Source organism: Coleofasciculus sp. G2-EDA-02 (genome assembly GCF_040226375.1).
Lineage (GTDB): Bacteria > Cyanobacteriota > Cyanobacteriia > Cyanobacteriales > Coleofasciculaceae > Coleofasciculus.
On sequence record NZ_JAVKEW010000073.1, the window covers coordinates 20,236 to 39,681 of the forward strand.

The following is a 19,446-nucleotide window of genomic DNA, read 5'->3' on the forward strand; positions in this document are numbered from 1 at the left end:
AATCAACGTTTCCGTTTGTTTTGTTTTGAGCGCAGATATTTGAGATAATCGGCTAGTTCATCTGCTTCTTCAGAAGTAACTGGACCTAATCTGGCAGCGAGCTCTGTGAGTGATGTATCTAGTTTCCCGCTCTCCGGCACTGGATACCCAGCCAGTTCTAATAGAGTTGTATATGGAATGTTATACAGATCGCTGAGCTTACGCAGAATACCTGGAGAAGGCGAACGGATTTTGCCCGTCTCTAATTGGCTGAGATAGGCATTGGAGATACCTGTTTCAGTTTCAACCGCACGTAGTGTCAGTTTTTTGTGCTGACGAGCGGAGGCGAGAAATGAACCTAACTTGCTTGATTCTTGACTCATGTACTAATTATATCAAGCTTGCTAACTATGTCAAGCAAGTTGAATTGTCCGTGAAACACAGCTTATGCCAGATCGACAGAATCCGTTTTGACCCAAGACCTAGAAGCTCTCGCTGCCACAGATAGCCAGCTCGACAGACTCGTTGAACAACTGCGGCGCAATCGCAGGCATTTCAAAGAACAAAACCTGGAGCAACTGCACAATTTAACTACCCAAACAATTCCTGTAGCGGAATTGCAAACTTGGACTGGTCTACCCCACTAGCTGGACGAGCATAAGTCGCTTGATTGCGAATCGCTAAAATCTGCTCCTCATCCCGCAACATCGACGGCGTAAACTGATAACGCTGATGCCGGAGATCATTCAACGTCACCCTCAATTCATCAGGCTGTTGACCTTGTAACTGATTACGATAGTAGATTTCCTCAGCGCATTTTCTCACAGCATTGCCAATTTCTGCTGGCGTACAAAGTCTGTAATCCCTCAACAAAATTCGCCACTCATCATCCGTCCAAGGCGACTCAGAAGAATTCCGAAAATCTGGAAAATATTTCTTGAGATGCAAGTTAAAAATCTCGTACATCGCCCCTTCGTGAGGCAAATCCACAAAGAAAATATCATCAAATCGGCGGATTAATTCCGGTGGCAACATCCCTAAACGGTTAACTGTCGCCACGATATAAATTGGGTATTGATGCTCCTGCATCCAGGTTAAAAGCTTCCCCGACAAGCGCCTAGAAACGCCCCCATCCGCATTAGAATTCCACCCAGCAAAGCCTTTATCAAAATCATCCCAATAGAGAATTGTAGGACTTAAAGCCTGAGCCAATTCCAGCAGTTCCCGCAGAGCCAAGTCCGGTTGAGAAGAACCAACAATTGCACCCCAGTCAGCAGCCAACAGTGGCACTCCCATCTTCTTAGCCGCGAGTTTAGCACTCAGACTTTTTCCCGTACCAGGTGGTCCCCAAAGAATCATTCCCTTGGGAAATTGGAGTCCATATTTTTCTGCGTCTGGATTTAGCAAGCTAGCCACCTTTGAAAGCGACTCGTCTAGCAAGTCTAGACCCCCTGCATCCGGGACATCCGGTTCGGCGATAAATTCCAGACCCCGTCCCCGCAGCTTGTTAACCTTATGGTCAAGCACCAAACCTGTCAATTCCTCTACTGTAGAAGCAAATGCCTGCGATCGCGCAACATCTCTGCAAGAGAATCGCTCCAAAACCAACTCAATCTCACCTTGCGGCAACCCCTGGCAAGCTCGAACCAATGAAGCTTGAAGCGAGTCATCCTCTTGACCTCCAAGCCAAGGGTTTTGACTACCAAACGATGCTACCATCTTTTGCACAGCGTCGCGATTGGGCATTGGGGTAGTCAATACTGGAATCAAAGGCTGCAAGTTCATCGGCAACTGGATGTAGTTTTCCAGCATTACCCAAAACTGACGAGTGGCAGACCAAGATGAGTGATAATAAGCATTTGCCAGTTGGAACGCACGGGTGTAGCTAACCTGACCAGATTCATCAAAATCTAACACCCCCTCAAGAATATAAATCCCCTCCCTCCCGCTTTCTAATAGGAATTGAAGCACGTCTGAGTCTAAGTACAAGTCGGTGTTTTGTAGAATGCACTTACCGTCTTTACTGACGACTTCCTGTAAGCAGCCATAGCCAGGGTTCCAGAACAGAACTGGCATTTGGAGTTCTTGCCCCCATCTGTAAAACTGTGTCAACACCCGGGTTCGGTCGGTTGTGTAATATTCCAGTCCAACAATAGGAGTGCCTTTATTTGCCAATCTTAACCAATCATTGATGGTACGCATAAGTTCACCGTTAGAAAATACTCAAAGCTACTCTTTCTATTCACCTAGCACGGGTTACACTTGCCATCAACCAACAGTTAAACAACAGTCAAGCCTATCTCTAGTTCTTAAGAATGAGTTAACCTATTTAGCTAATCCACACAACTACTTATTTCGGTCGAGTACGAAGCAAGACTCACCTACTTATTCCTACAAGTGTTTTGATTCCTCCCGACTTTAATCGGAGCTGAATCGTCATCAACTATCTTAAAACTACAAAACTCATCAAAGCTATAAAGAGTAGAAAATGTAAACTTTGATAGCGCCTAACGGCGCAAATAGCCAGGAAGTAGTTAAATTTAATCAAACTTCATGGCAACGACAACAACTAAAAACAACTCACGCTCATCCAATGGAGCGAGAACTTCTAATGGCAAAAGCAACGGTGCTGCTAAGTCAAAAAATCCAGCAACAGCGACCCAATCTCAGGTCAGCCGACGCTCGACAATGACTGTCGAAGAGCAAGCTGATGAACTTCTAGCTCGTGTCCGAACCACTATCCTGAAAAAGTTTGGAGTCAAGATTCAACTCCGTGAAAAACGTCTCCAAACCAAAATAGGTCACGCCACCAAAGAAAAAATAGGCTTGGATATTGCCGCACAGTTGAAAAAACGTGGCAAGACAATGAACTGGCAACGTTGGAATAACCAAGTGTTCCCTGCCTTATTCGGACAACCTGATGCCCTACGTCACAATATCGAAGTCATAGCCCTGGTTATGGCAAAATTGTACGACGTTTTCGAGCTTGATCCGCAAGAAGCAATTAAAGGTCTCGTCAAATTTAATCAGGAATCACTTGCCAAGCGTAATAGCTATAGCAAACAAGATGAATCTGACGACGAAGATGATTTTGACGATCTAGAGGATGAGCTTGATACCGATGAAGAAGAGGAATCCGAAGACGACTTGGACGAGGAACTTGAAGATGACTTCGATACCGAGGAAGAAGATGATTCCGACGCTGAGGATGAAGTGGATTCTGATGAGGAGGAAGTATTAGAATAATCTTTGGCAACTCCTTAAATTTAGAATTTCTTTTCAGGCTTCTCTCTTCATAACTTTTGCATTCAACTTTGCTCCGCTTAGAAAAAGCGGAGTAATTTTTTCTAATTTTATAAGAACTAAGCCATCAATTTTATGTTAATAGATAAAGACCACAAAAAACAGAATTTGAAAAGGCAGCGATTGCTGCTGTGTATATGAACAGACCTGAATTAAGGAAAACTGAAAAATGACTACAGCTAACAAACTTCGTAAAACGAATACAGCCAAAACTACCAATTCTCAAAAGGCTCGCGTTAAAGCGCTCGACAAGTGCATCAGCTACAACGAGAAACTGCGTTTGATGGTACTAGAAGTCTTAAGGGAAGAATCGGGACGAGAGTTGGCTAACGAAGCTCGTTTTAACGACACTGAATTCGATTGGGAAGCGCACAACACTCAGTTTCGCGCTGATTACAGCGAAACGCCTCTGAAGGAATTAATGCGTGCCGCTCGCACCCTGTATGGATTAACCGACATGGATGCAATCCGGGAGCGCCGCGCCAAGCATCGGGGTATCCGCAACGAACGGATTGCCCGCCAAAGCAGTGGAACTGCCCCAAGTTTACACTATTTGGAAGAAGATGTTGATGTTGATGATGAGATTGACGATTTCGAGTAAATTGCAATAGCAACGAATCGTAAGCAAAGATTTCCCGTTAAGGGCTACTTCCTCACTGCCTTAATGCCAGCAGTGGGGAAGTTTTTTTATCGGCTAAATCCGCTGCTTTTTGTTAATTTAAAATAGCTCTAAAGGTCAAATTAATTCGGGGAGGAACCGGACGTTTAGTTTTAGGAATTTGATGCTGCCAATAGTGCTGCATTGTGCCTTGCATCAATAAGAAACTACCAGAAGTTAACTCCAATTGATGCTTTAATCCTTTCTCGGCTCGATGCCGCAGCATGAACCGCCGTGTTCCGCCTAAACTCAGAGAACCAATAACTGGATTTTGTCCCAACTCAGGTTCATCATCGCTGTGCCACCCCATACTGTCGTTGCCATCTCGGTAAAGATTGAGCAGTACACTGTTGAATACCACACCCGAAACCGCTTCAGCCTTTGCCTTGAGGTCAAGTATTGTAGGCGTCCAGGGAGAGGTGTGCATCGTGATGCCAGAGTAAGTATAGGATATACCGGGATCGCCATGCCAAGCCGTCAGCCTGGGTTGAGGCATGGAACGCCCGTAAATCGTAATCCAATCCTGTCGCCAATCAATGGTTTGAGTTAGTTCAGTGAAAAAGCGATCGCTTTCCTGTCCCTCTAGCAGAGACGGGTAGAACACAATATCCGCATCAGGTAGTTGGAGAGTGAGCATAATACAAACAAATAGGCGATTAATTTCCGATGCGTCGGGCAAATGTCAGCAAATGCGCGGCAACAGATTGAGGTTGATCAAAGTGAGGTACATGACTAGCTTTGAGAATCCAAATGAGTTGACTGCCTGAAATTGCCTGTTTAAACTTGGTTGCATCGTCCGTCCCCAATACATCATCGGCTTCTCCCCACAAAATCAGGGTGGGATGTTGAACCTGAGCGATGCGATCGCGCAAATTAGCATAACCTCCACTTTTTGTGAAGGACGCGATCGCTGCTTTCCATCCTGGCATCTCCTGATGCAGCAAAGAACAACGAAGCGCATCAATCAGCGTTAGGTCAATTATTGGGAAAGCTAAAGCAGCAGTGAGAGCAGCCTGTTTGCGGAAGTGCAACCAATTTGCCCCTAATTCAATCAGGGGATGTGGGAGAAATTGCCCAACTGGAAAGCTGCCAGAAAAGCCAACACTGTTAATTAGAACCAGCGATCGCACCCAGTTGGGATAGTTTAAGGCAAAGTCGATCGCCACTGCACCCCCTAACGATGCACCAACCAGCATTACAGGTTGCCTAATCCAGGTTTCTATAACCTTAAGGAGATGCTGCCGGATATTTTGAGGATTGACGGCAAGGGTGGGAACGTACTCTGTAAATCCAGAGCCAAACAGATCTACTGTCCAAGTCTCGTGCTGGGTTGTTAATAAGGGGAGCAAACGCCGGAACTCCAGCAGGGAACTGTCAAATCCAGGTAGCAACAGAATTGGTGCAGCGTTAGGTTGGGAAGCCGAGCGATCGGAAGAGTGGTGAACGTAGGCAGTAGCAATTGCGGTTGTGCCTTGTTGAAAGGGAACCTGAACTACTTGACGTTCAAGTTGCTGGAGAAGAGCGATCGCCTCTAAATCTTGAATGTCAACAACTGAGGGCGGTAGAAAATCAGCTTTCATTCGCTCTAACCGACAACCGGTAATCCTGCCAGAGCCATCGCTACTTCCTCTGCACTGTACTCAGTATCTACCAGTTTTCCTGCCTGATAGTCCATGTACGCCTGCATATCAAAGTGCCCATGACCGCAAAGGTTAAACAAAATCACCTTGCTCTCGCCGGACTCTTTGCATTTTAATGCCTCGTCGATCGCTCCCTTAACGGCATGGTTGGCTTCTGGAGCCGGAAGGATACCTTCGGCACGAGCAAAGGTCAATCCTGCGGCGAAACAACCTAACTGATATTCGGAGCGGGGTTGTGCGAGTCCCAGGTTCACCACATGACTGACGAGGGGAGCCATCCCGTGATAGCGTAGACCACCCGCATGAATGCCTTCCGGTACAAACGTGCTTCCCAAAGTATGCATCTTGACTAATGGAGTCAGATGTGCTGTATCGCCGAAATCATAGGCGTACTTGCCACGAGTTAGAGTTGGACAGGCGGCGGGTTCCACGGCAATAATCTCAACATCTCGCTCACCGCGTAGCTTTGCACCCAGAAACGGAAAGGCGATGCCGGCAAAGTTGCTGCCCCCACCCGTACAACCCACGACAATATCTGGATAATCTCCTGCCATTTCTAGCTGTGCCAAGGCTTCTTGTCCAATCACCGTCTGGTGCAGCAAAACATGGTTGAGGACACTGCCCAAAGCGTACTTGCTCCCCTCATCCCCGGCGGCAACTTCTACCGCTTCACTGATAGCGATGCCCAGGCTACCTGTGCTGTTGGGATACGCGGATAGAATTGAGCGCCCTGCATGGGTTTCTTCACTGGGACTGGCAACCACTCTGGCTCCATACGCTTCCATTAGCGATCGACGGTACGGCTTTTGGTTATAGCTGACCTTTACCATATAGACCAGCACTTCCAGCCCAAACAGTGCCCCAGCAAACGCGAGTGAGGAACCCCACTGTCCGGCTCCGGTTTCCGTGGTCAGTCGCTTTACGCCTGCTTGCTTGTTATAGTACGCCTGGGCAACGGCAGTATTGGGTTTGTGGCTTCCGGCAGGGCTAACGCCTTCGTATTTGTAGTAAATCTTGGCAGTGGTATCGAGGGCTTTCTCCAGTCGGCGTGCGCGATAAAGCGGGGTGGGTCGCCATTGACGGTAGATGGACTGAACCTCGTCAGGAATCTCAATCCAACGAGACTGGCTGACTTCCTGTTCGATCAGGCTCAGGGGAAAGAGGGGAGCCAGGTCATCGGGAGTAATGGGTTGTCCAGTGCCGGGATGGAGAACGGGGGGTAGAGGCGTGGACAAATCCGCCTGGACATTGTACCAGGCAGTGGGCAAAAGGTCTTCCGACAGGAGGTATTTGATGGTGTCCATTCGGGGTAAGAGAGAAAGTAGCGGCTGATTGCGTTGCGGCTTCTATTGTCGCTGATTCCGTGACGCGGATGCTATGCACTACGCGAACGTGTCTGCGGAGCGATCGCCTTCTATAGCTGGTTAAAATTGAAGGGGTATATACCTCAACAATATAAATGCCTGCTAAGGATATTTACCATAATGCTGTGAGATTTGCATTGGTCAAGGATGGCTGGGAGATTTTAACAGAAGATTATACTTTGGAGTATGGTGGCGATCGCTTATACGTGGATATTGCAGCAGAAAAATCGATCGCAGCAGAAAAACAAGGTCAAAAAATTCTTGTAGAAGTCAAAAGCTTCTTAGGTCGCTCGTTTATTAATGACTTAGAGCAAGCTGTAGGTCAGTATGTTGTTTATCGAGATGTTTTGGTAGAGACGGACTTAGATTTTGAACTGTATTTGGCAATTACCCAAGGAACCTATAAAAGTTATTTTCAACGCCAGTTAGCCCAGATGATTATCAATCGCAACCAAGTTAAATTGTTAATAGTTGATGCAGAAAATGAGGTAATTGTACAATGGATATATTAAAGCACTATCGGCAAATCATCCAAGACGTTTTAACAGACTATCATCAGCTCAATGAAAAATCTGGTACTACAACGGAAAGTGCGTTAGCCTTTGATGAGGTACACGATCAGTACCTTTTGCTATTGATGGGTTGGCACAAAGATGAGCGGATTAAGAGTGTGATGATTCATATCCGTTTGAAAGATGACAAAATTTGGATTGAGGAAGACTGGACAGAAGATGGGGTGGCGACAGATTTGTTGCACAAAGGGATTGCACGAGAGGAGATTGTTTTAGCGTTTCATCCACCTCATGTCAGACAATATACTGAATTTGCGATCGCGTAGCGACTCCTCTGGAGTATCGCGTAAGGGCTGACTTGTCAGTTCGCGGGTGCGATCGCATCCGTTACATCCGTTATCAAATCTACCAATTGTAGCTGGGATTGTGAGGTAGAGCGATCGCACAGGTGGTGAGGATATCAGGTAGGTTGGGTTGCGCGATAGCGATACCTAAAAAAAGCATCTCTGAGCCAATAACCCACATTCCGCACTTCAATCTGTAGCATCAAAGAAGTATACGAAGAACTCACATAAGGGGAAAAAATTAAGTAGAAATACTTAACGCCACGGGGTTAACTGAGGGTGGACAAATAAATTAATACCAATGGAGGGAAAATAAAAATAATGTAACCCAATTAACGGCAAGAAAATTCATGAATTCGTTAGCTGCTCTAAAAATCCAGACAATCAATCATCTAGGATTGATAGCTGGACTTGTCGATGAGATAGGAATAGAAAAAATTATCAATGACCTTTTAGGAGTGGAGACGAGGGAAATAATAAGTGCCGGTCAAGTTGTCAAGGGAATTATTTTGAATGGATTGGGATTTGTGTCAAGACCTCTCTATTTATTCCCTCAGTTCTTTGAAGATAAAGCCACAGAACATTTATTGGGAGAAGGAATAGAACCCAAACACTTAAATGATGATAAAATCGGTCGAGTGATGGATAAGCTCTACCGAAAAGGTCTTTCAGATATATTTTTAGTGATTGCTCTAGCTGCCATCGAAAAATACGGAATCTCGACGGAGTTTTCCCACCTAGATGCGACTTCATCGGAGTTTTCCCACCTAGATGCGACTTCATTGTCTCTTCATGGTCAATATGAAGGGCAATTAGCTTCCGAATCCGACTCGGGGTTAGCGGACAGGAAAGAAACCGAAGAAATCACACACCAGCCAAAGCCGATTAAAATTACTCACGGTTATTCCCGCGATCGCCGACCCGACTTAAAACAATTTGTCATCGACTTAATAGTAAGTGGAGATGGAGATATTCCCTTATTTTTAAGGGTAGCAGATGGAAACGAAACTGACAAAGGAGCTTTTGGGCAAATTGTTAAAGACTATAAAGCTCAAGTAGATTTCTCTACTCTGATAGTCAGTGATAGCGCCTTATACAGTAAGAAGAATCTCTTGTTAATGAAAGGAATTGAATGGTTATGCCGTGTACCTTTATCGATTAAAGAAGCAAAAACGCTGGTTAGCTCACTCTCGAATGACGAATTAGAAGCGAGTCCGAATCCGGGCTACTCCTATTGTGAAGTGAAGAGTCAGTATGGAGGAGTAGAACAAAGATGGTTGGTGGTAGAAAGTCAAGTCAGAAAAGCTTCAGATTTAGAGAAACTGGAGAAGAAGATCAAGGAAGAAGCTTCAAAAATCCTCAAAAAATTCTGGAAACTTGTTCAGAAAGAATTTTCGAGTTATGAAGAAGCTGTTGTCCAAGTCAAGCTCCTGAGTAAAACTTTAAACTATCATCAAATTCGTGAGCTTAAGGTGACGGAATTTCCGTCTCGTCTTGAGAGCAAATCCTCTCAAAATCAGAGCCAAAGCTCGTCAAGTTTTTATAAAATTACTGGCTCGGTTCAGCGGAATGATAATAAAATTGAATCGGATAAACGCCGTGCCGGACGATTTGTTTTAGCCACCAATAGAATGAAAGTTCAGGAATTTACTGCCTCAGATATCCTCCAGAAATATAAAGATCAACAAGCTCCGGAAAGAAGTTTTGCTTTTTTGAAAGACCCTTTATTTTTTGCCGATAGCGTTTTTCTGAAATCTCCCGAAAGAATCGAAACTATGGCAATGCTGATGGGGTTATGCCTTTTAGTTTATGCGATTGGACAAAGACAACTTCGTCAGAACTTATCCTCAGCTCAGGTTGGACTTAAGAATCAGTTAGGTCAACTCACTGATCATCCCACATTAAAATGGATATTTCAAGGTTTTCAGGGGATTCATATAGTTTTTTTGGCGGGGCTTAAACAAATCGTTAACCTAACTGATGAGCGCCAGTTTACTTTAAGTTTTTTTCCACAATCAAGCCAGAACTATTATGTTTTGTCAGGTTAACCCGTTCCCGAAAATTGGCAACAACATCAACTTAAAATTGTCAAAATTATTTCCCAGCCAAAAGGAGATAGTTGTGGCTGGGTATTCTCAATAAATAAACCCTAATGACAGAGAGTAAACAAATACCACAGTGTTCGCGCAAAGTTTACGCGAACTTTACCTAGTTCTAAGTATTTCTACTCGGCTTGTTTTGAGGATCAGTGCCAGCGCTCTCCATGTTTCAGTAATGCTACAGATTGAAGTGCGGAATGTGGGAATAATGTTATGCAATATCGACGGGCAAAAACGCCAGGGGCGACGTATTTTTTCACGGTGGTGACGTATCAGCGGCAGACAATTTTTGATGATGCCCAGATGGTTGATTTGCTGCGGCAGTGTTTCCGGGTGGTGAAGCAGAGGCATCCGTTTGTCATTGAGGCAATGGTGGTGTTGCGGGAGCATAAGCAAAAGCTTATGGACACTACCCGATGATGATGCAGATTTTTCGATGCGGTGGCGGTTGATTAAGAGTGAATTTAGTCACCGTTGTCGAGATAATTACAAGCGAAATCGCACAGTTTCACGGGTGAGGAAGGGGGAGCAAGCGGTTTGGCAGCGTCGGTTTTGGGAACACCAAATTCGGGATGAGCGCGATGAAAGCAAAACCCAACAAAACCAAAGGTTACATTTGTACTTCATTTTACCCGAAAGGCTTATGGGTGTTGGGTTTCCTTTGTCAACCCAACCTACGAGGCGAGCGATCGCACTTGGTTATACAACCTTCACCTTGTCGCTTTCTTTATTAATATCGTATGTTGTGTTAATTAAGCGGATTGATACGATATACTTTGCAAGTAATTCCAACCCTATGCCACCCTGACGAAATCCGATGTTAATAGATGTATAACTCAACCCTTTCTTGTTCTTGGGGCTTTCCTGTTTCAGAGTAATCGCTGAGGGTTTGTCCTTTATCCCTTTCGAGAGATTCTGCTTCTTCTCTTTCTCTAACCATGAGTCTGCATCTCCCTGATAAGTAGTGTGTTGAGGATTATATATGACATCCTCTAAAGCTGCCCGATCCACGATAATCTCCAGCATGTTGCTGCGTTTGCCTTTGTTTCCCATACTCTCCACAACATAAGCCTTGTTGGGCGCAAACATTTTTTCAGCGGTTCCTTTCTTACCTTCCTTGAACGTGAAGAGGGGTATCTTGTGCTTTTCAATCGTTTGCTTTAGTGCCTCTAGCTCCCCAACTTCTACCGAACGAAATAGAATGAAATAATTTCCGAGCTTTTCAACAGCAATGGGTTTGCCAAATATCTGGGCATTGTCCAACACATCCATTGCCATTTCTTCCGATTGCTCTTCGTGGCTTTCTAATTCGTGGTCGTCTCCCTCCGAAGTTTGTTTCTTCATAAAATTGATGATGAGTTCTTGTTTGAGTATCTCTAACATCTTGGTTAAATTGATAAAACTGACATTATTTTGATCATATTTCTTCAATAGTTCAATCATGTCTTTTTCCGATGCCCCTGTTGTTGCCGTGATATCCTGCCATTTAGGGTAGACGTAGGTAAGATAGGCCTCGCTCCACCCAATTTCATTCCTAATCGGCTTTTCAATAACTATCTTTCTTTGTAGTGCTGACCCGGAAAATGAGGGCCAGGTGCTGACATCTTGTTGTTCAGCTCTGCTAGTGACAATCGACGGTGATTTTAACTTGCTCGCCACAGGCTCCAGTGTTCCCTTGCGATTTTCACCGGGAGCGTTGATGGTCTGGAACTGAGCTGGCATCATATCGGTGGCGAATTTGCTTGGCAGAAGTTCCTCTTCTCCGAGATCACTGTGCCGTTGCACCGCCTCCCCATTCTGCTGCACCACATGGGTCAACTCATGGGCAATCAACTCCTGCCCTGCGGGACTCCCCGGCTCATACGCCCCCTGCCGAAAGAACACATCCTGCCCCGTTGTAAACGCCTTCGCCTGAATCGATTGATTCAACTGATTAGACTGAGCATCCGTATGCACCCTCACTCCACTAAAATCCGCCCCCATCGCCTGCCCCATTGACTGTTGCAAACCTGCATCTAAAGGCTGTCCGCCTCCCCTGGCACTGTTAATAGCGGTGTCCAAATCCGTTGAAGCTTCCCCTCCTGCGATTGCTTCCCCACTCTTTAGGGTTGACTTTGCTTGAAGTTCCTCTGGCTTTTCTTCCTGTCGTTGCAGTGCGGTAATCTCCGGTTGACGCTGAAGTTCCTCTTTCTTTTCCTCCTGACGCTGTACCGACTGCCCTTGAGTTGGCTGGGCAGAAGCAGGAGAATTGATCTGTTCTACCACCTGGGATGCAACCCGATCTGCCTCCTGTTCGTACTTGTCCCCCGGCTCCCCAATGGTCAACTTTGCATGGAGCGGTGATACTGACGACGGTTGCGGGGAGTTAAAGGGCGATCGCGTCTCCTCCATCGGCACCCCCGGCGTCCCTTGCCTCCACATCGGCTGGAGTTGAGGAGTAGCATATCCCTCAGGCGGATGCACCGGAATCTTAGACAAGTCGTTACTCATCTGGGATGCCCTTTCCCGTCTCTGCGTCCAGTAATCATTCATCTTGGCTTGCAATACACCCAATCGTTCCTGCTCGACAGGGGTGATTTTGCCACTGTTTTCCTTAAGCTGGAGACCAAAAGCTTCAAACTTGTGCTGATTGAACGTTTCATTCGCCAACTCTTCTGGCGTCGGTTGCTTCTTGGGCTTCCTCTGTACCGGAGCCTTAAACGGGCGAGTGCTATACTGAGTCGTCGGCTGTGGCGTGTGAGAATCCTTCTTTTGGAAGGAATGCGTTCTTTCGTATCCCATATCTACCCCCTGCATTGGTGGTGTGCGTCAAGTGATAGCAGATGCCCTTTATTTTCTCGTACCGTCTCGACTCCTGCTCCATCAAGCAACCAACAACACGCGCTGCGTTCAGTTGGCTCGATTGCATTGATTTAACTCTTGATAGGGCTGAGTCAGCTTTAAATCAATTGTAGGGTCACAACATCGAGCAAGTATTTTTTCGTAACTCAATGACATGATTGGGTCTTTTCGTATTGCGAAGCTATGGTAATGACTAGGGCATTTCTCTTGCTCCTTCTGATTTAATGAATCTGACAGACTTTGAGAGCAGTTCATGAAGATTATTGTAATTGGCAGTGGCTTTGGTGGGCTATCGGCTGCCATCCGACTACAGGCACAGGGGCATCAGGTGACGATCGCAGAAAAACGGGATAAACCCGGTGGTCGTGCCTATGTCTATGAGCAGGATGGCTTCACCTTCGATGCGGGTCCCACCATTATTACGGCTCCCTACCTGATCCATGAACTCTTTGAATTAAGTAACCGCACAACGTCCGATTACGTGACGCTGGTGCCGCTTGACCCGTTCTACAACGTGCGGTTTGAAGATGGCTCGGTATTTCACTATAACGGCTCCAGCGACTACCTGCTCGAACAAATTCGGCAATTCAACCCGGCTGATGTGGAAGGCTACCATCGGTTTTACCGGGCATCTGAGCAAGTGTTTCAAAAGGGATTACCCCTGATGACCAAGCCCTTTAGCCACTTCACCGATATGCTCAAAGTCGTTCCCGATATGCTGCAATTGCAATCCTTCAAATCAGTAGCAGGCTTCGTAAATCAGTACATCCAGGATGAGCGATTACGGCAGGTGTTTAGCTTTCATCCCCTCCTGATTGGTGGCAATCCCTTTCAGAGTACCTCCGTCTACGCCATGATTCACAAACTGGAGCAGGCTTTCGGTGTTTGGTTTGCAATGGGTGGCACGGGCGCATTAGTGCAAGGTTTGGTGCGATTGTCTCAAGAGTTGGGTGGAGAATTACGACTCAATACAGAAGTTGCAGAGATTTTGATTGAGGGTAAGACAAAACGAGCAACCGGAGTTGCACTCAAGGATGGCGAATTGCTCCAGGCGGATGCTGTTGTGAGTAATGCCGATGTTGCCCTGACCTATCTCAATTTGGTTCCCGCCCAGTTTCGCCGCAAATATAGCGATCGCTACCTGCAAAATCTCCGGTATTCGATGTCACTGTTCGTCGTTTACTTTGGCACGAATCGACGCTACAACCACATGGCGCACCATGAGATTTTGATGGGGCGGCGCTATCGGGAGTGGATGGTAGATTTGTTCGATCGCAAGCACCTAGCATCAGACTTTTCCCTGTATCTTCATCGCCCCACTGCAACTGACCCCACCCTTGCGCCACCGGGTTGTGATTGCTGGTATGTGCTGGCTCCAGTTCCAAACCTAGATGGTGCAACGGATTGGAACGAGATGGCAAAGCCATACCGGGATGCGATCGTGCAGTATCTAGAGAAGCACTATTTACCAGATTTGTCAAGTCATATTGTTACCGAACACCATATCGATCCACTGCATTTCCGGGATGAGTTGAATAGCTACAAAGGTACAGCATTTTCAGTAGAGCCTACGTTGTTCCAGTCTGCCTGGTTCCGTCCTCATAACCAAAGCGAGGACATTCCAAATCTTTATTGTGTAGGAGCCGGAACCCATCCAGGGGCGGGGCTACCTGGGGTTATGAGTTCCGGGAAGATTGTGGCAGACATGATTGGTAGAGCAGGATAGTTAATCATCTGTAACCTTTCCTCGCATCGCCTTAATCTGACTTCGCTTGCTTTTGCTATCCAGGCGTTTCCTTTGAGAACTTCGAGTTGGTTTGCTGGGTTTACGGGGTTTGGGGAGTGCGATCGCACTTTTAATCAAGTCTTGCAGTCGTTGCAGCGCCTCTTCCCGATTCTGCTCCTGGCTGCGGTGTTCTTGAGCTTTGATGACAATCACACCTTCCTTGGTAATGCGCTGGTCGGAAAGCTTTAACAATCGCTCTTTGTAGCGATCGGACAGTGAGGAAGCCAGGATATCAAAGCGTAGGTGAATGGCAGTCGCCACCTTATTCACGTTTTGTCCGCCTGCCCCTTGAGAGCGCACTGCACTCATCTCGATTTCATACTCTGGAATACTCACAGTGTTAGAAATTTTTAGCATCATTTAACAATTGCCCAGAATAACCCTGAAAATTAAAAACCGAAAACTGAACTCAAAAGCAGCGATTGCTGCTGTGTCTATGAAAATAAACCGACTTAAAGGTGAAACCCATGAATACTGCAACTGTAACTCGCTCTCCCAACCACCCGGAAAGCTCTTGATCGCGTAATCTCAATCGAAGAGAAGCGCCGATTGATGCTAATTGAAGTATTGCGGGAGGAAAGCGGACGCGAACTGGAAGCTCAAGCCCGTTTTAGCAATGGTGAAGTTGAATTCGACTGGAAAGAACACAATGCTCAGTTCCGAATTGATTATGCCAACGCTACCCTAAAAGATCTTTTGGACTATGCCCGCGAACTATACGGGTTGAACGACATCGATGCAGTACGCGAACGACGCGCCAAGCATAAAGCACAAATCCGCGCACGCCTCGAACGCAATCAGTAAGAATTACCTGCCCCTTAACGGGGTAACTTCCCTGACTTAAAACGTTAGGGAAATTTTTTCACCCACCCCCCACCCTTCTCTTGAAGGCTTTTTGATGCGCGTCAATTCTTATTGAGCGGATAAATACCGATTTTAAGGCTAGTGAAAAGAGGTCAAAAGAGGTCAAAACAGCATTACTATTCCTTCTTTTCCCTATTATTTCCTATTTATTCCTACGTTCGGGTTAATTTTTTAACCCAGATTTTGAAGAATTATTGCTTTTGGAGGAATTTTTTGCACATCTGTCCCTACTCATCTTTGTCTCTTTTCAGGAGCAAGCCATGTCAAATGTACATACAAAAATTAAAGACGGGAAATTCAGGCGAGTTGGGTTGTACACGCATAGATTACTCCTGAGTTCTCAGAGTATGACTGCACGACTAGAGGCGATATCGATTCCTCAATAATCCAATGGATGTTGGAAATTGCCAACCACTTTGTCAAGTTCAGTGCGATCGCGAATCATCTAAGCAAGTTGATTCCCAAAATAGTTTTGACCGCTCGTTCAAAAAACTCTTATCGCTCCATTTAAAAAAAGTGGTTATCACCACCCTTAACTTGAACTATAAATGGAGAAAAAAAAGGTATGCACTTGCCAAAATACTATGCAGTGCTGGGAAAGGGAGATTACCTAACTATTAAAGAGGAAAGACACGGGATTTGGGAGTACCTGGAAAAACAACCATCTGGATGGCTATGCTCAATAGCAGTGAACCGAGCGATCATGCCGAGAGATTTGCCGATTTTTTGGGATTGTGGAGCAGTAAAATACAGAAATGCAGAAATACCAGTTTCTGGTAAAACATTGGTAACGCCAGCCTGGGCAATCGCACAGTACGAGAAAAACTTCCCCAAGCTTGGTGACTTGATCGCTGCTCCAGATCATATTTTCATTCCCGGTTCAAACCTTCGGTTTAGACGGAAATTCAATTGGCATAGTGCCGAAAAATTCTTAACATTTGCGCAACAAACACTACCAGAATGTACTCCTATTGCTGTCACACACGGGGTAACAACTCAAGAGAAAATTGAAACAGCTCATAAACTTTACGAACTGGGATATCATGCAATAGCCATTGGTGGTATGGCGTTCAATGCCAGTGATGTCAAAGGAAACATAGCCGCTGTAACAGCAATTCGCAACTGTTTACCTTTTAACTGTTATATTCATGTCCTTGGCCTATGTTCTCCAACCTACGCAAAAGCTTGGTCTAATCTTGGGGTCGATTCCTTCGATGGTTCGAGCTACTTGTTAGAAGCGTTTAAAGGTCGATTCTACAAAGCAAATGGAGGTCAAATTACCAAGCATATTGCTGCTTTACCCGGCTGTAAAATTACAATTCCTCTCTGCTATTGTCATCCCTGTACACAACTGCGCATGAGTGGAATTGAAACTCGTTCAAGCGGCAGCCGCAATCAAAATTTAAGTAGGGCAGCACACAACTTAGAGCAATTGCTGTTAGCTCAAACCAGCGTTATCATTAGCGAAAATAGGGAAAAAGAAAAACAGCTTTTGCTATCTCTGAAGTCGTGTAATTAACTGTTCAAGAACTCAAAGGAGATAGTTGATTCGAGTCCGTATAGTGCAGCTAACGCTGCAAGGGTTCGTGTTTACCTTAATCACACACGAACTATGAGTATATACAGAGAATTTGTGTTAGCTACCCTCGCTCAGACTGGATGCTCGGATATTCTCCAAGAATTACACGGGGATATCAATCAATTCGGGTTGCGGAAATTAATTGAAATTGCTAGAACTGAATTCAATTTGTTTCCGACTAGCTTGGATTTAGTAGTACGTAAGCGGGAATGGTTTGCCGCAAAAACCGCATCCCAGTCTGACTTGCCTTAACCCTCACCTTGCGAGCGGTAAAAGACGATATCGAATAAACAGCGATCGCGTGAAATGTTACTAAACCTAGCTATACCGTAAGTGTAGCGCGTATCGCTGCTTTAAAAACAAGATTAAATTTCGATATCATCTGACTTGTCAACATCTCCACAGTTATTTGCCAACCTATCGCGCTTCCCACCCATCGCGTCTATTTGATCTAGCCGTTCTGCTACCCTTGACCAAAACTCAACGTCTTCAGACAAAATGCCCCGCGCAAAAATCAAGTTTTCTTGGCGAACTCTGATTAGTTCCCCTCTCCCGTCAGCCGTTAGAGAGGAAACTGAAATACCTTCAGATTCTCGGACAATCAGATCATACAAGTCCCCTAGCCGGATACGAGTATATTCATCAGTTTCTTCTACCCGCTCTGGAGCCTGATTTAACACATAATCAAAAGCTCTTTGAGCTGTGGGCAGAATAGATTCAGCTAGCTTTATCTGCTCAATATCTCTTGTAGCTGCTGACGAAAATGAATTAGTACTTAAATCGTCTTCTGACAGGTTATAAACACTAGACTCTACTGTTGTGATAGTCTGTTCTTTTAAAGGAGAAGCGGTTAGCTCATCAAAGTTAGAGTTCTCACTTAGGCTATCTTCTGGCTCCAGCACAGCAGAATCTAAAGATTCCTCTATAGAGAGCGATTCTGTATCATCCTCCTCTCCTCTTTCCCTGAAAGAGCCAATTTTATTTTCATTGTCCGCCTGTATCAAATCGCCAAGACAACCCTGTTCTTGATGCAAATATTTTCTTTTGAGAAAAGCCATACCTTTTGCATCAGGGAGATTAACCTGACGCTCCCAGTCTTTGTTTAAATCTATGAAATAGGCGGCGTTAGTTTTCAAAAGACTAATCTGAGCATATGCATAGTTCTCTTCTGCTAAAGAGATGGCGAAATCAACTGCGGCAAGACAGCCGTGATAGAAGTCTTGAGTTTCATCCGGACAAACGCAGTCTTCTATATCTGGCTCGAAATAAGTTTTTGTACCAACTTTTTTGATTTGAGCAATATAGCTTGGTGACAACCTACCAATGGGCGATTTAGAGTCCCTAAATGCTCCCTTAAAACTCAGAGATTGTTGAGAATCATCGCTCTGTGTATCTATAAAAGTCGCTAATTTAGCCTCCAAAAGGCTAAGCGTTTTTACTCCATCTTCCTCGTCTATTAGCTTGACAGCCCAATCGAATCCAACCAGCAACCCCTGGTAGAAGTCCTGAGTTTCTCCAGCTAGTGTTTGATCCGTTGCTATCTTCTCAAAAAAGGCAAGTCCTATTTGTCTAAGTTTGAAGATGTACTCCGAGGTAAATCTCTGCATGATAACTAAAGACATAATTATTCAGTTACCTTTGAAGCGTTCATACTTGAGTAACTCAACCTATCATGCGCTTATAGGGTTAGCGGTACATCTACAGTCTTAACTGATTTTAATCCTATAGGTATAGATCTATAAACGGCTTTTGCTCTACTGTTGCTACTGAATAAGAACTTTCTAGGACTAGAAAAACTTTCACAACCACGAACGGTATCAGTACATCGGCTATTACTCATGCTCTGAAGATAACACCTGTCTCATCAGTCATGCCCTTTCCCGCCTCCCGTGGAGCAGAATTATGTTAGAGCCTCAAGAGGACTATTTCCCAGAAATCCCCAACCAACGATTTGCCCTTAAAAACATCCCACTAATATGAGACTATATGTATAGTTTCCTAGGACGGTCAGGGCATAATGATTCACAATCCAAGTGAAAACACCCCCAAGTTTCAATCAACTCAAAATATGCTTACAGTCTCAATCCTAGCCTTCTCTCTCACACAGAGTCGGAACAACGCTGTGCCACAGGAGGATAACCTATGTACATAAATAATAAAGTTCTTGACTTTCAGTGTCTGAAACCTTAACTTCTATGTCAGGCAAACAGTCAGAATTTGCTTCTAGAGTTCTTTACTAAGCTCCAGTACATCATAAAATAGTATCGATTCCCAAATAATAAAGTTCTTAACTGTCACACAGGCTCAACTCACTCAGGGTTCCAAAGATTTCAAAGCTAAGCTGCTACGCAGCTTAATTGTATAATATAAAGACAAGGTAAAGAGCGCGGTCGCCAGGATATGCCAGCTAAAAATCATCTGTCTCAAGAGCAGAAAGAAAGACTGATTAAACTCCTAAAGGAAGCTAATGAGTATTA

At 45.1% G+C, this 19,446-nt stretch carries 18 protein-coding genes; 10 read left to right on the forward strand and 8 right to left on the reverse strand.

Annotated features, from left to right (window positions below):
• Positions 1–2: 2 nt before the first annotated feature.
• Complete coding sequence (locus tag RLO19_RS07755) at positions 3–362, reverse strand: helix-turn-helix domain-containing protein (RefSeq protein WP_446355278.1); 360 nt, start codon at positions 360–362, stop codon at positions 3–5.
• A gap of 208 nt (positions 363–570) precedes the next feature.
• A complete protein-coding gene (locus tag RLO19_RS07760) occupies positions 571–2,181 on the reverse strand; it encodes an AAA family ATPase (RefSeq protein WP_446355280.1) in 1,611 nt (536 codons plus the stop codon).
• Between the two features lie 351 nt (positions 2,182–2,532).
• On the opposite strand from RLO19_RS07760, the gene RLO19_RS07765 reads away from it, so the two are divergent.
• On the forward strand, positions 2,533–3,225 hold the full coding sequence (locus RLO19_RS07765; protein ID WP_446355282.1) for a hypothetical protein: 693 nt from the start codon (positions 2,533–2,535) through the stop codon (positions 3,223–3,225).
• 226 nt (positions 3,226–3,451) lie between these two features.
• Positions 3,452–3,883, forward strand: coding sequence for an aminoacyl-histidine dipeptidase (locus RLO19_RS07770; protein ID WP_446355283.1), 432 nt, complete (start codon positions 3,452–3,454; stop codon positions 3,881–3,883).
• A gap of 112 nt (positions 3,884–3,995) precedes the next feature.
• Here RLO19_RS07770 and RLO19_RS07775 read toward each other — a convergent pair whose 3' ends face one another.
• The 3 genes from RLO19_RS07775 to RLO19_RS07785 are packed head-to-tail and all read right to left on the reverse strand — an operon-like array spanning position 3,996 to position 6,884.
• Positions 3,996–4,577 (reverse strand): alpha-ketoglutarate-dependent dioxygenase AlkB family protein, encoded by a 582-nt coding sequence (locus RLO19_RS07775; protein WP_446355285.1) that lies wholly within the window; start codon positions 4,575–4,577, stop codon positions 3,996–3,998.
• 19 nt (positions 4,578–4,596) lie between these two features.
• Complete coding sequence (locus RLO19_RS07780; RefSeq protein WP_446355287.1) at positions 4,597–5,520, reverse strand: alpha/beta fold hydrolase; 924 nt, start codon at positions 5,518–5,520, stop codon at positions 4,597–4,599.
• Positions 5,521–5,525: 5 nt separating this feature from the next.
• The gene (locus RLO19_RS07785; RefSeq protein WP_446355289.1) at positions 5,526–6,884 is read right to left on the reverse strand and encodes a TrpB-like pyridoxal phosphate-dependent enzyme; all 1,359 of its coding nucleotides are present in this window, start codon (positions 6,882–6,884) and stop codon (positions 5,526–5,528) included.
• 155 nt (positions 6,885–7,039) lie between these two features.
• On the opposite strand from RLO19_RS07785, the gene RLO19_RS07790 reads away from it, so the two are divergent.
• From RLO19_RS07790 to RLO19_RS07805, 4 genes are all read left to right on the forward strand, one after another.
• Positions 7,040–7,456 (forward strand): XisH family protein, encoded by a 417-nt coding sequence (locus tag RLO19_RS07790; protein ID WP_446355291.1) that lies wholly within the window; start codon positions 7,040–7,042, stop codon positions 7,454–7,456.
• On the forward strand, positions 7,444–7,782 hold the full coding sequence (locus tag RLO19_RS07795) for an element excision factor XisI family protein (RefSeq protein ID WP_446355293.1): 339 nt from the start codon (positions 7,444–7,446) through the stop codon (positions 7,780–7,782). The genes RLO19_RS07790 and RLO19_RS07795 overlap by 13 nt, the downstream gene beginning before the upstream one ends.
• A 368-nt stretch (positions 7,783–8,150) precedes the next feature.
• A complete protein-coding gene (locus RLO19_RS07800; protein ID WP_446355295.1) occupies positions 8,151–9,848 on the forward strand; it encodes an IS1634 family transposase in 1,698 nt (565 codons plus the stop codon).
• Between the two features lie 264 nt (positions 9,849–10,112).
• On the forward strand, positions 10,113–10,319 hold the full coding sequence (locus RLO19_RS07805; RefSeq protein WP_446355297.1) for a transposase: 207 nt from the start codon (positions 10,113–10,115) through the stop codon (positions 10,317–10,319).
• A 279-nt stretch (positions 10,320–10,598) separates the two neighbouring features.
• Here RLO19_RS07805 and RLO19_RS07810 read toward each other — a convergent pair whose 3' ends face one another.
• The gene (locus RLO19_RS07810; RefSeq protein WP_446355299.1) at positions 10,599–12,680 is read right to left on the reverse strand and encodes an eCIS core domain-containing protein; all 2,082 of its coding nucleotides are present in this window, start codon (positions 12,678–12,680) and stop codon (positions 10,599–10,601) included.
• Positions 12,681–12,993: 313 nt separating this feature from the next.
• Here RLO19_RS07810 and RLO19_RS07815 point away from each other — a divergent pair, with 313 nt between their 5' ends.
• Positions 12,994–14,466, forward strand: coding sequence for a phytoene desaturase (locus RLO19_RS07815; RefSeq protein WP_446355301.1), 1,473 nt, complete (start codon positions 12,994–12,996; stop codon positions 14,464–14,466).
• Here the strand turns inward: RLO19_RS07815 and arfB are convergent, their stop codons facing one another.
• The gene (gene arfB / locus RLO19_RS07820) at positions 14,467–14,883 is read right to left on the reverse strand and encodes an alternative ribosome rescue aminoacyl-tRNA hydrolase ArfB (RefSeq protein ID WP_446355313.1); all 417 of its coding nucleotides are present in this window, start codon (positions 14,881–14,883) and stop codon (positions 14,467–14,469) included.
• 192 nt (positions 14,884–15,075) lie between these two features.
• Here arfB and RLO19_RS07825 point away from each other — a divergent pair, with 192 nt between their 5' ends.
• The 3 genes from RLO19_RS07825 (at position 15,076) to RLO19_RS07835 (ending at position 17,221) form a co-directional block, all read left to right on the forward strand.
• Complete coding sequence (locus tag RLO19_RS07825; RefSeq protein ID WP_446355303.1) at positions 15,076–15,330, forward strand: hypothetical protein; 255 nt, start codon at positions 15,076–15,078, stop codon at positions 15,328–15,330.
• A 625-nt stretch (positions 15,331–15,955) separates the two neighbouring features.
• Positions 15,956–16,909 carry a hypothetical protein gene (locus RLO19_RS07830; protein ID WP_446355304.1) on the forward strand — a complete coding sequence of 318 codons (954 nt, stop codon included), beginning with the start codon at positions 15,956–15,958 and terminating at the stop codon, positions 16,907–16,909.
• A 93-nt stretch (positions 16,910–17,002) separates the two neighbouring features.
• Positions 17,003–17,221, forward strand: coding sequence for a hypothetical protein (locus tag RLO19_RS07835; protein WP_446355306.1), 219 nt, complete (start codon positions 17,003–17,005; stop codon positions 17,219–17,221).
• Positions 17,222–17,334: 113 nt separating this feature from the next.
• On the opposite strand, the gene RLO19_RS07840 is transcribed toward RLO19_RS07835, so the two are convergent.
• On the reverse strand, positions 17,335–18,591 hold the full coding sequence (locus RLO19_RS07840) for a hypothetical protein (protein ID WP_446355308.1): 1,257 nt from the start codon (positions 18,589–18,591) through the stop codon (positions 17,335–17,337).
• Positions 18,592–19,446 lie beyond the last annotated feature (855 nt).

Bases quoted from the DNA above. Each gene is read 5' to 3' on its own strand.
- RLO19_RS07780 (WP_446355287.1), bottom strand. From the start codon at position 5,520: ATGAAAGCTGATTTTCTACCGCCCTCAGTTGTTGACATTCAAGATTTA.
- RLO19_RS07830 (WP_446355304.1), top strand. From the start codon at position 15,956: ATGCACTTGCCAAAATACTATGCAGTGCTGGGAAAGGGAGATTACCTA.
- RLO19_RS07790 (WP_446355291.1), top strand. From the start codon at position 7,040: ATGCCTGCTAAGGATATTTACCATAATGCTGTGAGATTTGCATTGGTC.
- RLO19_RS07775 (WP_446355285.1), bottom strand. From the start codon at position 4,577: ATGCTCACTCTCCAACTACCTGATGCGGATATTGTGTTCTACCCGTCT.
- RLO19_RS07765 (WP_446355282.1), top strand. From the start codon at position 2,533: ATGGCAACGACAACAACTAAAAACAACTCACGCTCATCCAATGGAGCG.
- RLO19_RS07795 (WP_446355293.1), top strand. From the start codon at position 7,444: ATGGATATATTAAAGCACTATCGGCAAATCATCCAAGACGTTTTAACA.
- RLO19_RS07835 (WP_446355306.1), top strand. From the start codon at position 17,003: ATGAGTATATACAGAGAATTTGTGTTAGCTACCCTCGCTCAGACTGGA.
- RLO19_RS07800 (WP_446355295.1), top strand. From the start codon at position 8,151: ATGAATTCGTTAGCTGCTCTAAAAATCCAGACAATCAATCATCTAGGA.
- arfB (WP_446355313.1), bottom strand. From the start codon at position 14,883: ATGCTAAAAATTTCTAACACTGTGAGTATTCCAGAGTATGAAATCGAG.
- RLO19_RS07840 (WP_446355308.1), bottom strand. From the start codon at position 18,591: ATGTCTTTAGTTATCATGCAGAGATTTACCTCGGAGTACATCTTCAAA.
- RLO19_RS07755 (WP_446355278.1), bottom strand. From the start codon at position 362: ATGAGTCAAGAATCAAGCAAGTTAGGTTCATTTCTCGCCTCCGCTCGT.
- RLO19_RS07815 (WP_446355301.1), top strand. From the start codon at position 12,994: ATGAAGATTATTGTAATTGGCAGTGGCTTTGGTGGGCTATCGGCTGCC.
- RLO19_RS07770 (WP_446355283.1), top strand. From the start codon at position 3,452: ATGACTACAGCTAACAAACTTCGTAAAACGAATACAGCCAAAACTACC.
- RLO19_RS07760 (WP_446355280.1), bottom strand. From the start codon at position 2,181: ATGCGTACCATCAATGATTGGTTAAGATTGGCAAATAAAGGCACTCCT.
- RLO19_RS07810 (WP_446355299.1), bottom strand. From the start codon at position 12,680: ATGGGATACGAAAGAACGCATTCCTTCCAAAAGAAGGATTCTCACACG.
- RLO19_RS07785 (WP_446355289.1), bottom strand. From the start codon at position 6,884: ATGGACACCATCAAATACCTCCTGTCGGAAGACCTTTTGCCCACTGCC.
- RLO19_RS07805 (WP_446355297.1), top strand. From the start codon at position 10,113: ATGCAATATCGACGGGCAAAAACGCCAGGGGCGACGTATTTTTTCACG.